The sequence below is a fragment of the Actinotalea ferrariae CF5-4 genome, from assembly GCF_000603945.1.
Taxonomy (GTDB): Bacteria; Actinomycetota; Actinomycetes; order Actinomycetales; family Cellulomonadaceae; genus Actinotalea; species Actinotalea ferrariae.
On sequence record NZ_AXCW01000083.1, the window covers coordinates 1 to 11,701 of the forward strand.

Here is an 11,701-nt window from a genome sequence, read left to right on the forward strand (position 1 = left end):
CGGTGAGCGCCGCCTGACGCGGCGCCCCTGATGGCCCCTGAGCGCCCCCTGCGTGTCCCCCGGCGACAGCGGCTGCGACCTACGCCGCGGTCGCGACCGTCTCCATCGTCAGCTCCAGCCCGCCGTCGACCTCGTGCACCGCGAGGGTCACGGTGACGCCGGAGAGCTCGGCGACGTCGCGGAGGTGGGTCCCGCCGCAGGGGATGTCGGTGCGGCCGGCCGGGAGCTCGCAGACCCAGGTGCGCCGGGCGGAGAACGCGTCGTCGGCTCGGTCGACGCGGACGGCGCCGCCGGCGGCGACCCACTGAGCCAGCTGAGCGTCGACCCGCTCGGCGACGGCCGCCAGGTCGTCCAGGGCGGTGGGCGTGAACCCCTTGCGGCGCAGGGAGCGACCGATGCGGTAGGTGTCGGTGGACCCGTGGGGGTGGATCCTCGAGCTCTCGATGGCCAGCGCGTCGAAGGCCGGGTGACCCAGCGCGTCCGTGGGTGCGGGCTTGCTCCACGCCTCCGCGAGCGCCGCGTCGAGCGCGAGCGCGGCGAGGTGGCAGGCGGTGTGCCCGGCGGACAGCGCCGCACGGCGGGTCGGGTCGACGTCGACACGGACGGCCGCTCCGACCGCCGGCGGTGGGTCCTCGACGACGTGCGCGACGACGAAGGTCCACCCCTCCGTCCCCGTGCGGACGGGCAGGTCCGCGCCGAGGTGCAGGACCCCGTCGTGGATGCCGCCGGTGAGGGCGTCGACGATGGGGTGGGCGCCCTGGTCGGTGGTCAGGGTGCCGTGGTCCGCCGGCTGGTCCGGCCAGGCGGTGTCGACGGGGTGGCACGCCGTCCGGTCGAGGAGGACCGCCGACCGTCCCTCGGCGAGGGGTTCGACGTGCAGGACGGTCCCGGTGGAGGCCGTCGCCCCGTCGGGATAGGTGACCACGGTGTCCGTGGCGGGCAGGGTCACGCGCGCGTCACCCGCAGCCACCGCACCCCGTGCGCCGGCACGGACAGGCCCTCCCGCAGGGTGCGCGTGCCCCCGACGAGCAGGTCCTCGGCGTGCTCCGGCATCCCCGACAGCGTCCACGGGTCCACCACCTGGGGGTGGTCGGAGACGTTGACGACGCACAGCACCAGCGTCGGCCGGCCGTCGTCGTCGTGGCCGGGCCGCTGGTAGGCGACGAGGTGCGGGTTCTTCGCGTCGAACGGGATGAGGGTGTTCCCCGCGAGCTCCGGCGTGGCGCGGCGCACCTGGAGCAGGTGCCGCAGCCCGGCGTGGATCCGCCCGGCGTCGGTGCTCGGGTCGTCGCGCTCGGCGTACCGGTCCGCGGGGTACCAGGGGCGGTTGACCCAGCGGCTGTCGCCGGCCGTCGCCGGGTCGTCGAGGTACCCGTAGTCGTTGAGCTGCCCCACCTCGTCACCCAGGTACAGCAGCGGCAGGCCACCCGTGGACAGGATGATCGAGTGCGCCAGGAGCACGCGGTCCACCCCGCCCGGGTCGCCCGCCTCGACGCCGGCCAGCGACGCCGTCGTGCCCGCGATGCGGCAGTCGCCCGTGCGGGGGTTGTCCTGGAACGGGACCCCCCGCGCGAAGGAGCCGGGGAAGCGGTCCACGTAGAAGGCGTTGAGGAACCGGCGGTGGTCGAAGCCGTCGATGCCGAGCTCGGCAGCGTCCTCGTCGGCGAAGGTCCAGCCGATGTCGTCGTGCCCGCGCACGTAGTTGACCCAGGCGGTCCCGGGCGGCAGCGCGTGCCGGCGCTCCAGCGCCTGCTGGAGCATCCGGCCGTCCCGCGTCGCCAGGGAGTTCCAGATGAGCGCCATCTGGAGCGGGTTGTAGGCGATCTGGCACTCGTCCGGGGAGATGTACTGGACGACCTCGTCCGGGTGGACGATCGCCTCGGACTTGAAGATCACCGCCGGGGCCGCGATGCGCAGGGCCGCGTTGAACGCCTGGATGAGCAGGTGCGCCTCCGGCAGCGACTCGCACGCCGTCCCGAGCTGCTTCCAGATGAACGCGACCGCGTCCATCCGGAGCACGTCGACGCCGCGGTTCGCGAGGAAGAGCATCTCCCCCGCCATCGCGCGGAACACGGCCGGGTTCGCGTAGTTGAGGTCCCACTGGAAGGTGTGGAAGGTCGCCCAGATCCACCGCCCGGTGCGCGAGCCGTCGGGGCTGTCGGGCATCGGCACGAACGAGCCGGGGTGGTCGTCCGGGAAGATCTCCCGCACCGTGCGCTCGTACGCGTCGGGCATCGTCCGGTCGGGGAAGACCCAGTAGAAGTCCTCGTAGGCCTTCTCCCCCGCCAGCGCCCGCTGCGCCCACACGTGCTCGTCCGAGGTGTGGTTGAAGATGAAGTCGACGACGAGCGCGATGCCCTGCTCCCGCAGCTCCGTGGCCAGCGCGGTGAGCTGGTCCATGTCGCCCAGCGCCGGGTTCACGGCGCGGTAGCTGGACACCGCGTACCCGCCGTCGGAGTTCTCCTCGGGCGCCTCGAACAACGGCATGAGGTGCAGGTACGTCAGCCCGAGCTCGCGGAAGTAGGGGATCTTCGCGCGCACGCCGTCCAGGTCACCCGCGTACCGGTCGACGTAGAGCACCCCGCCGAGCATCCGGTTGGACTGGAACCACTGCGGGTCCGCCTGCCGCGCGTCGTCCAGCGCCCGGAGCGCGTCAGGCCGGTCCTGCCAGCTCGTGGCGAGCTGGCCTGCGAGAGCGGCGAGCTCCCGGTGGGTGCGGCTGCCCTCCCCGTAGACCCGGACGAACAGCTGCTCCAGACGGGGGAACTCCCGGTCGAACCGCTCGAGGAACGACCGCCACTGCGCGTCCGTCGTCGTCGCGCGCCGCGCCGCCGCGAGCGCTGCGGTGACGCTGGTCGGGGCCGGTCCGGTGGTCGGGGTCGCGTCGTCTGGCGTGCTCACGGCGCCCAGCCTACGAAGCCGGCGGGCCCACCGTGCGCCCTGTCCGCGTCACAATGGGCCACCGGCTGCCGGGCCGGACCGCGGAGGGGAGGTCCCATGCCGACGACGGTCCACGCCCCGCTCGCCGGGGTGGTCCGGGCGCTCGCCGAGGTACCCGACCCCGTCTTCGCGGCCGCCATGGTCGGCCCGGGGCTGGCGATCGATCCGACCGGTGCCGGACGCGTCACCGCGACCGCGCCGGTCAGCGGCGTCGTGTCCGCGCTGCATCCCCACGCGTTCGTCGTCGTGACGGCGGAGGGTCGCGGGGTGCTCGTCCACCTGGGCATCGACACGGTGCAGCTGCGCGGGGCCGGGTTCACCGTGCACGCGCGCCGCCACCAGGAGATCCGCCAGGGCGAGGCGGTCGTCACGTGGCGGCCGGGCGAGGTGGCCGCCGGCGGCCGCTCCGCGTGGTGCCCGGTCGTGGCGCTGGACGCCGCGGCGGTCACGGAGCTCGTGGCGCCGTCGTCGGACGTCGCGGCGGGCGCGCCGCTCCTGCTCTGGGCGTGACGGCCTCAGCCGGCGGGCCGACGGGCCGGGCGCACGGCCGTGACGAGGGCGACCGCCATCCCGACGACGACGCCGACGATCCCGAGAACGAGCAGCACCCTGACGACCGTCTCCCACGGGGTGCCGTCGGGGAGGTCGAAGGGGAAGACCTGCCACAGGCGGAGCGTGACCAGCAGCGAGACGGTGAGCGTGACGAGGTCCCCCACCGCCTTGACCCGGGGCCGGTCCACCAGCGCGTACACGAGCTCGGCCACGGTGTTCAGCAGGAGTGACACCAGGAGCAGGCCCAGGACGCCGCGGAACTCCTCCGTGAGGAACGGCACGGCGCGCCAGCCCGGCCACACCAGCACGGCGACGAGGAGCAGCACGTCCACCAGCGCGCCGAGGACGTGCCCGGCACGCCGCGCTACGGGGCCCGGGCCCGCGCGTCCTCGTGCCGCGGCCGGTCGCGTGGGGGCCGCAGGGCGGAGGGGACCTGCAGGGAAGGCGGAGGCGGACATGGCCACTCCTCGACGAGGCGACCTCTCCACGCTAGGAGCCGCACCCTCCGTCGGAAGGGACGGAGGTCACGGGCCGTGCGCCGCCTCAACCGGGCAGCGCCGTCGCGTCGGCGCCCGTGCCGACCGTCGGGCCGAACGGTGCCGGCCGCGCTCAGAGGTGGGTGGTGCCCCCGGGGGGAGTCCGGGAACCTACGTCCTGCTCGTCGGGTGAACCACGCCGGTGTCCCCCGACCGGCCGCAGGGCAGGATGGTCCCGTGCTCCTCGCCGACGTGGCCGCCACCTCCGCAGCCGTGGCCGCGACCCGCTCCCGGCTGGCCAAGCGGGCCGCGCTCGTCGACCTGCTCCGGCGCACCCCGACGGCCGAGGTCGCCGTCGTCGCGCGCTACCTGTCCGGCGAGCTGCGCCAGCGCCGGACAGGCCTGGGCTGGCGGTCCCTGGCGGTCCTGCCCGACCCCGCGGCCGAGCCCTCGCTGGAGGTCACGGCGGTGGACGCCGCGTTCGAGCGGATGGCCCAGCTGGCGGGTCCGGGCTCCGCGACGGCGCGGACGGCCCTGGCGCGGGACCTCTTCGCCGCCGCCACAGCGCCCGAGCAGCACCTGCTCCGGGGCCTCGTCACCGGGGAGCTCCGCCAGGGCGCCCTCGACGCCCTCCTGCTCGACGCCGTCGCCGAGGCCGCCGGGGTCCCGGCCGACGTCGTCCGTCGCGCCGCGATGCTGGCCGGAGCCGCGGAGCCGGTGGCGACCGCCGCCCTCACGGCGCCCGGTCCGGACGCCGCCCGGGACGCCCTGGAGGCGTTCACGCTCACCGTCGGACGACCCGTGCGTCCCATGCTCGCGGCGTCCGCACCCGACGTCCCGGCAGCGGTCACCGGGTTCGCTGGCCGGCCGGTCGTCGTGGACGCCAAGCTCGACGGCATCCGCATCCAGGTGCACCGCGACGGCGACGTCGTCGGCGTCTGGACACGGAGCCTCGACGACATCACCGACCGGGTCCCCGAGATCGTGGCGGCCGTCCGGGCGCTGCCGGTCCGCACGGTCGTGCTGGACGGGGAGGCCCTCGCGCTCGACGCGGACGGGCGACCCCGCCCCTTCCAGGAGACGTCCGCCCGCAGCGCCACCCGCGACGCCGAGCTCGCGGCGGCCACCACCCTGCGCCCCTTCTTCTTCGACGTCCTCCACGCGGACGGGCGAGACCTGCTGGACGTCCCGCTCACGGAGCGGCTGGCCGTGCTGGACGCGGTGGCCGGGGAGCACGCCGTCGAGCGCGTCGTCACCGCCGACCCCGCGGTCGCGCAGGAGGCGTTCACCCGCTGGGTCGTGGCAGGCGGCCAGGAGGGCGTCGTCGTCAAGGACGCGGGCGCGCCGTACGAGGCCGGGCGGCGCGGGAGCGCGTGGGTGAAGGTCAAGCCGCGGCACACGCTGGACCTGGTGGTGCTGGCCGTCGAGCGCGGCTCGGGCCGGCGCGCGGGCCTGCTGTCGAACATCCACCTCGGGGCGCGGGACGGGGCGGGCGGGTTCGTCATGCTGGGCAAGACGTTCAAGGGGATGACGGACGAGATGCTCGCGTGGCAGACCGCGCGTTTCCGCGAGCTCGAGACGGCCGACGACGGCTGGACGGTCACCCTGCGGCCCGAGCAGGTCGTCGAGATCGCGTTCGACGGCCTGCAGCGCTCCACCCGCTACCCCGGCGGGCTGGCCCTGCGCTTCGCGCGGGTGCTGCGCTACCGCAGCGACAAGACCGTCGACGACGCCGACACCATCGACGCCGTCCGCGCCCTCGCCGGCCTGACCCGGACGGACGACTGACTACCCCAGGGCCTCGTACGGCGCGGTCGTCACCTCGTCGGCGGCGCGGCGCGCGAGCTCCGGGTCGAGCGTGACGAAGGCGTCACCCTGGAGCCGCGTGAGGGCGAGGTACTCGGCGTCGTAGGTCGAGGCCCAGCCCAGGCGGGTGGCGAGGTCCCACGCGGTCCTGCGGAGCACGGCGTCACCGAGCAGGCGCGTCCGCTGCAGCACCGCGTTGACGGCCGTGAGGCGTTCCCGGCCCTCCCCCGCCGTGAGGTCGCCCCGCTGGACGGCCTCGTGGAGCAGCGACAGCGTCTGGGAGCGGACGAGCGTCGGGGCGAGCAGCTCGTCGTCCCCGCCGACGACGACGCCCTCCGCCGCCAGGCGCAGCACGACGCCGGCGTCCACCACGTACCTCGTCACGACGTCCCGGTCGCCACGTCCCCGCCGCCCTCGGGCGCGTCGCCGCCGTGGCCGAGCGGATCCGGCCGCGAGCGCGCGACGTCGGCGATCTCCTCCTCCGGTCGCGGCGCGACGGTCTCGTCGTCCTCGATGGTGGGGATGTCGTGGCCCGGGGACTCGCTCATGACGGCCACGCTAGCCCCGCCCGCCGCGGTCGGCCGCTCACGAGACGTGGTCACGCCAGGAGTGCTCCGGCTCGTAGCCGAGCACCCGCCGGGCCTTGTCGATCGACAGCATCGTCTCGTGCTCGCCGAGCTCCTTGGTCACCTCGACCCCGGGGTACACCTCGGCGGCCAGGTCGGCGCTGCGCCGGCTCATGACCGTGTCCGCGTTCGCGATGACGAACGCCTCGAAGCCGGGCTCCGCGCGCTCGAGGGCCCGGGCCACGGCCTGCGCGCCGTCCCGGCCGTCGATGTAGGCCCACAGGTTCCAGCGGCGCGCCGTCGGGTCGGCGTCGAACGACGGGAACGCGGCGTAGTCCTCGACGTCCATGACGTTGGAGAACCGCAGCGCGGTGATGCTGAGCTCCGGGTCCCACCGGGTCAGCTGGACCGCCATCTGCTCCTCGAGGTGCTTGACGAGGGAGTAGGTGCTCTCCGGGCGCGCCGGGTACTCCTCGTCGACCGGGATGTACGGCGGCGGGGTGTCGAACGGCAGCCCCAGGACGGTCTCGCTGGAGGCGTGGACGATCCGGCGGATGCCGGCCCGGCGGGCTGCCTGGAACACGTTGTAGGTGCTCAGCATGTTGTTGTGGAACGTGGCGGCGTCCGGGAGCAGCCCCGGCGCCGGGACGGCCCCCAGGTGCACCACGGCGTCCAGGCCGTCGTGCCGGTCGTCCAGGCCGAGGATGACGTCCGCGACCTGCCCGTAGTCGGTGAGGTCCACCAGGACGAGCTGGTGGCTGCGCTCCCCCGACCGGTCGAGGTTGAGCACCTCGTGCCCGTCCTCGCGCAGCCGGCGCAGGACGTGCCGGCCGAGCTTCCCGCTCCCACCGGTGACGGCGATCCTCATGCGTGCCTCCTCAGGCCTCTCGGACGACGGGCGACGGCGTCCGGGTGGGCGCCTCGGCGAGGTGCCCACCGGGGTCGTCGACCGCCACGATCCTGACGTGTCGCGGACGCCGGCACGACCGGGGCGCGCCTCAGGCCGCCGTCACGTGGGCGACGAGGACGAGCGGGTGACCGTCGTCGCCGTGGACCACCGAGGCGACGACGTCCACCGGCACCGCCGAGCCGTCCGCGTGGACGTACCGTTTCCGCACCCTCACCGTGTCGAGCCGGCCCTCCCGGTGCCCGCGGAAGTTGAGGCCGTCGGCCGCGCGGTCCTCCGGGTGGGTGAGGTCGTCGACGTGCCGGCCCACCAGGTCCTCCGCGGCACGCCCGAGCAGCTCGGCCAGCGCCCGGTTGACCGACAGGACGGTGCCGTCCAGGCCCGTGAGGCTCATGCCGCAGGGTGCCTCGTCGAAGGCCCGCTGGAAGGTCTGCTCGACGTCCCGTGCCCTCCGTCGGACGACCTCCGTCTCCGTGACGTCGCGGCACGTGCTCACCGCGCGCGGGCCCTGGACCGGGTCGACCACGACCGACGTCCGGACCCGGAGCCACCGGACGCCCCCGTCCCGGCGCGTGACCCGCAGGAGGCGCTCCACCGCGCGGGCCGTGCCCGCGGCCGGGACCTTGGTGACCTCCTCCGAGTGCAGGAGCTCGGTCGCGTCGCGCCCGACGACGTCCTGCGGCCGCACCCCGAGCACGTCGAAGACGCCGGAGGAGACGAAGAGGACGGTCCGGTCCGGCCCCGTCACGACGACGAACTCGTCGGTCGTGTCGCCGAGGCGGCGTCGCCGGTGCAGCAGGTCGACGGCGGTCGCCTCGGCGAGGAGCGGACCCACCAGCGCGGCGGGGGTCGGCCGGCCGAAGTGCCACCCCTGCGCACGGTCGATCCCCAGCGCGGCCACCCGGGTCGCCTGCTCCGCGTCCTCCACGCCCTCCGCGACGACCTCCAGGCCGAGGCTGTGGCACGCGTCCACCAGGAGACGCAGGAGCACCCCCTCGGCGGCGCCGGGCGCGGCCCCCGAGACGAACGTGCGGTCGATCTTCACCACGTCCAGGGGAAGCTCCCGCAGGAGCGTGAGGGAGGTGCGCCCGGCGCCGAAGTCGTCCAGCGCGACCCGCACGCCCCGGGCGCGCAGGCGGGACAGGACCGCCTGCGTGGTGCCGAGGTCCTCCACGCCCGCCTGCTCGGTGACCTCCACCACGAGGCGGGTTGCGGGCAGCCCGGTGGCCCGGAGGATGCCCACGACGTCGTCGTGGAACGCGGGGTCCACGAGCTGCAGCGGCGAGACGTTGACGGCGACGCGCGGGGGCTCGGCGCCGCCCGGCGGCACCGGCCAGCCCACGGCCGCCACGCACGCCCGCTCGAGCACCCAGCGGCCGAGGGCGCCGATGAGCCCGGTGGCCTCGGCGACCGGGACGAGCACGTCGGGGGGCACGTCGCCCAGCTCGGGGTCGTGCCAGCGGACCAGGGCCTCGAGCTCGACGACCTCCCCGGCGGGGAGGGCGACGATGGGCTGGAGGTGGACGTCCAGGACGCCGTCGGCGCTCCCGAGCACGCCGAGGACGTCGCGCAGCCGGCGCTCCACCACCGCCGGCGCCGCGGTCGCCGCGTCGATCACAGGTCCACCCCCGGGGCTCGCTCGTCAGCGACCATCATCGACCTCCGGGCGCCGCGCACCAGGGTCCTCACCCGTACGGGTGGGGTGAGGTCGCACCTCAGTTGAGGCTGGGGTCCGGGGGGAACGTGGACACGATCGCCATCGCGCCGCCCTGCCGGCGCAGCACCCGCCGCCACAGCGCGTCGGGCTGCGGGGTCGTCGCATCGGCGGGGTCCGCCTCCAGGACGTACCAGTCCCCCGCGGCGATCTCGTCCTCGAGCTGACCGGCCGCCCACCCCGAGTGGCCGGCGAAGATCCGGACCCCCGTGACCCCCAACGGCCCCTGACCCGGGTCGGAGTCGAGGTCGACCACGCCGAACGGGCCGGCGAGGCGCGACACCCCAGGGTGCAGGTCCCCGCCGTCGGGCAGGGTCACCAGGCCCAGGGCGCCGTCCAGGCCGACGGGTCCGCCCTGGAACAGCCGGCCCGGCGCCGCCACGACCTCCTGCCAGGCGGGCAGGACCGCGTCGACCCGCACCGGCAGCGGACGGTTGAGGACGACCCCGAAGGCGCCGTCGTCGCCGTGGTGCAGCAGGAGCACGACGGTGCGCGCGAAGCGCTCGTCGCCGAGGGCCGGCGAGGCGACGAGGAGCCGGCCGTCCAGGTCGGGGGCGTCAGCGACCACGCCTACACCTCCTCGACGTCGAAGAGCACGTCGGGCCGCACGAGCTGGTCCTGGGCCGCGACGAGCGTGATCTCCCGTGACCCGGCCCGCTCCGTCGCGGCGAGCACGGCGTGCACGGCCGAGGTGGCGTGCCGCACCGCGACCTCCACCGACCGCGAGCGCAGCCAGTGCACCAGGAACAAGGCCGCGATCGCGTCGCCGGCGCCGTTGACGGACAGCCCCAGGCGCGGCGTGCGCACGCGGTAGGCCCGGTCCCCCTCGGCGGCCAGGAGGTCCACGGCGCCCGCCGGGGTGTCGTCGGTGTCCAGCGAGGTCACCAGCACCGCACGGGGTCCGCGTGCCTGGAGGGCCGCGACGGCGTCGCGCACCTCGGGCAGCGTGCGCGACACGGTGCCCGTCAGGTGGTCCAGCTCGAAGTGGTTGGGCGTCAGGACGTCGGCGGCCGGGACGACGACGTCGCGGAACAGCTCCGGGATGCCCGGCCGCACGAACACCCCGCGCTCGACGTCACCGATCACCGGGTCCGCGCAGTACACGGCGTCCGGGTTGGCCGCCCGCACCCGGGCCACGGCGGCCAGGACGGCGTGCCCGACGTCGGCGGACCCGAGGTAGCCGGACAGGACGCCGTCGCACCGGTGCAGCACGCCGCGGTCCGCGATGCCGTCGACGACCTCGTCGACCGCGGGGCCGTCGAACACGCGCCCCTTCCAGGCGCCGTACCCGGTGTGGTTGGAGAACTGCACGGTGTGGATCGGCCAGACCTCGACCCCGGTCCGCTGCATCGCGAAGACCGCGGCGGCGTTGCCGACGTGCCCGTAGGCCACGTGCGACTGGATGGAGAGCACGGTGAGGAGGCGGTCCGCGCCGGTGGGGGTCACGTCGTCGAGGCTAGACGGGCGGGACGCACCCGGCAGCCCGCGCCGGGACGGGACCTCGTCGACCGCCTCGAACGCCACCCGGCGCCATCCGTAGGTCCGTGTCCCTTGAACGGCCGTGAGACGTTCCCTTCTCGCCTCGGTCTGTGGTAATCCGGCACGTGGCGTCGTGCGCGGCGCCCGACGCGAGGAGGCGTCATGGACGGACGCAGGATCAGGACCGCACTCCTGGCGCTCGCGTTCATCGGCGCCGCCGTGGTGACGGGTCCCCGGGCCGCCGACGGCGCGCACACCGCCGGGGTGGTCACGGCGCTCGGCACCCCCGGCGAGGTCCGCTTCAGCGCGGCCGGCGACTACGGGGCCGGGGAGAACACCCGGGCCGTCGTCGAGAAGATCGCCGAGCTGTCCCCCGACCTCAACCTCGCGCTCGGCGACCTCTCCTACGGCACCGCCGGGCAGGAGCAGGCCTGGTGCGACCTCGTGCTCGCCGGCGTCGGCGAGGGTTTCCCCTTCCAGCTCCTCGCCGGCAACCACGAGTCCGACGGCCTCAACGGGAACATCAACGACTTCGCCGCCTGCCTGCCCAACCAGCTGCCCGGCCTCGTCGGGGTCTACGGGCGTCAGTGGTACGTCGACGTGCCGCAGGAGGCGCCGCTGGTCCGCTACATCGCCCTCTCCCCCGGTCTGAACTTCCCCGACAGGGCGGCCACGTACCCCGCCGGCTCCGCGCGCTACGCCTGGACGTCGGCGGCCGTCGACGGTGCGCGCGCCGACGGCGTGCCCTGGGTCGTGGTGGCCATGCACAAGCCCTGCGTCTCCATGGGGCGGTACGACTGCGACTCGGGCGCGGACCTGCACAACCTGCTGCTCGACCGCCGCGTCGACCTCGTGCTCAACGGCCACGAGCACCTCTACCAGCGCACCGGTCAGCTCGCCCTGGGCCCCGGCTGCCCGACCATGGTCCCCGGGACCTACGACGCCGACTGCCTCGTCGACCGCGACGGGACGCTCACCAAGGGCGCGGGCACCGTGTTCGCGACGGTCGGCACGGGCGGCACCACGCTGCGCGACCTGGTCACCTCGGACCCGGAGGCGCCGTACTTCGTCGCGGCGTCCGGCCTGGCGACCGCGACCTGGGGCGTCCTGGACGTTCGCGTCACCGCCGACTCGCTCACCGCCGGCTTCGTGCGGGCCGCCGGCGGCACCTTCACCGATACCTTCACCATCGGCTCCACCCGACCCGTGCCGAGCAGCCCCCGACCGCGTTCTTCACGGCTGAGCCCTGATCCACCGGTCT

General features: G+C 75.0%; 12 protein-coding genes. 3 read left to right on the forward strand and 9 right to left on the reverse strand.

Going from position 1 to position 11,701, the window contains the following annotated elements; translation table 11 throughout:
• Window positions 1-79: 79 nt before the first annotated feature.
• On the reverse strand, window positions 80-949 hold the full coding sequence (locus N866_RS09260) for an alanyl-tRNA editing protein (RefSeq protein WP_034225594.1): 870 nt from the start codon (window positions 947-949) through the stop codon (window positions 80-82).
• Window positions 946-2,901, reverse strand: a complete 1,956-nt coding sequence (locus N866_RS09265) for an amylosucrase (RefSeq protein WP_052022747.1) — start codon at window positions 2,899-2,901, stop codon at window positions 946-948. The genes N866_RS09260 and N866_RS09265 overlap by 4 nt, the downstream gene beginning before the upstream one ends.
• A gap of 96 nt (window positions 2,902-2,997) precedes the next feature.
• Here N866_RS09265 and N866_RS09270 point away from each other — a divergent pair, with 96 nt between their 5' ends.
• On the forward strand, window positions 2,998-3,450 hold the full coding sequence (locus N866_RS09270) for a PTS sugar transporter subunit IIA (protein WP_034225580.1): 453 nt from the start codon (window positions 2,998-3,000) through the stop codon (window positions 3,448-3,450).
• A gap of 5 nt (window positions 3,451-3,455) precedes the next feature.
• Here the strand turns inward: N866_RS09270 and N866_RS09275 are convergent, their stop codons facing one another.
• Window positions 3,456-3,950 (reverse strand): hypothetical protein, encoded by a 495-nt coding sequence (locus tag N866_RS09275; protein ID WP_081802499.1) that lies wholly within the window; start codon window positions 3,948-3,950, stop codon window positions 3,456-3,458.
• A gap of 255 nt (window positions 3,951-4,205) precedes the next feature.
• Here N866_RS09275 and N866_RS09280 point away from each other — a divergent pair, with 255 nt between their 5' ends.
• Entirely contained in the window at window positions 4,206-5,756 is a 1,551-nt protein-coding gene (locus tag N866_RS09280) for an ATP-dependent DNA ligase (RefSeq protein ID WP_034225582.1), read from the forward strand.
• On the opposite strand, the gene N866_RS09285 is transcribed toward N866_RS09280, so the two are convergent.
• The 6 genes from N866_RS09285 to pdxY form a co-directional block, all read right to left on the reverse strand.
• Window positions 5,757-6,158: a type II toxin-antitoxin system VapC family toxin gene (locus tag N866_RS09285; protein ID WP_034225584.1), complete on the reverse strand. Its 402-nt coding sequence runs from the start codon at window positions 6,156-6,158 to the stop codon at window positions 5,757-5,759.
• Window positions 6,155-6,322 carry a hypothetical protein gene (locus N866_RS20895; protein WP_155855278.1) on the reverse strand — a complete coding sequence of 56 codons (168 nt, stop codon included), beginning with the start codon at window positions 6,320-6,322 and terminating at the stop codon, window positions 6,155-6,157. Before N866_RS20895 ends, N866_RS09285 begins: the two co-directional genes overlap by 4 nt.
• 37 nt (window positions 6,323-6,359) lie before the next feature.
• Window positions 6,360-7,208 carry an NAD-dependent epimerase/dehydratase family protein gene (locus N866_RS09290; RefSeq protein ID WP_034225586.1) on the reverse strand — a complete coding sequence of 283 codons (849 nt, stop codon included), beginning with the start codon at window positions 7,206-7,208 and terminating at the stop codon, window positions 6,360-6,362.
• Window positions 7,209-7,338: 130 nt separating this feature from the next.
• Window positions 7,339-8,865: a sensor domain-containing phosphodiesterase gene (locus tag N866_RS09295; protein ID WP_034225588.1), complete on the reverse strand. Its 1,527-nt coding sequence runs from the start codon at window positions 8,863-8,865 to the stop codon at window positions 7,339-7,341.
• A gap of 97 nt (window positions 8,866-8,962) precedes the next feature.
• Window positions 8,963-9,529 carry a YqgE/AlgH family protein gene (locus N866_RS09300; RefSeq protein WP_034225590.1) on the reverse strand — a complete coding sequence of 189 codons (567 nt, stop codon included), beginning with the start codon at window positions 9,527-9,529 and terminating at the stop codon, window positions 8,963-8,965.
• A 2-nt stretch (window positions 9,530-9,531) separates the two neighbouring features.
• Window positions 9,532-10,407, reverse strand: a complete 876-nt coding sequence (pdxY, locus tag N866_RS09305) for a pyridoxal kinase PdxY (RefSeq protein WP_034225592.1) — start codon at window positions 10,405-10,407, stop codon at window positions 9,532-9,534.
• A gap of 195 nt (window positions 10,408-10,602) precedes the next feature.
• Between pdxY and N866_RS09310 the strand changes: the two genes are divergently transcribed.
• Window positions 10,603-11,701, forward strand: a 1,099-nt coding sequence (locus N866_RS09310; protein ID WP_245612477.1) for a metallophosphoesterase, incomplete at its 3' end; no start/stop codon positions are given.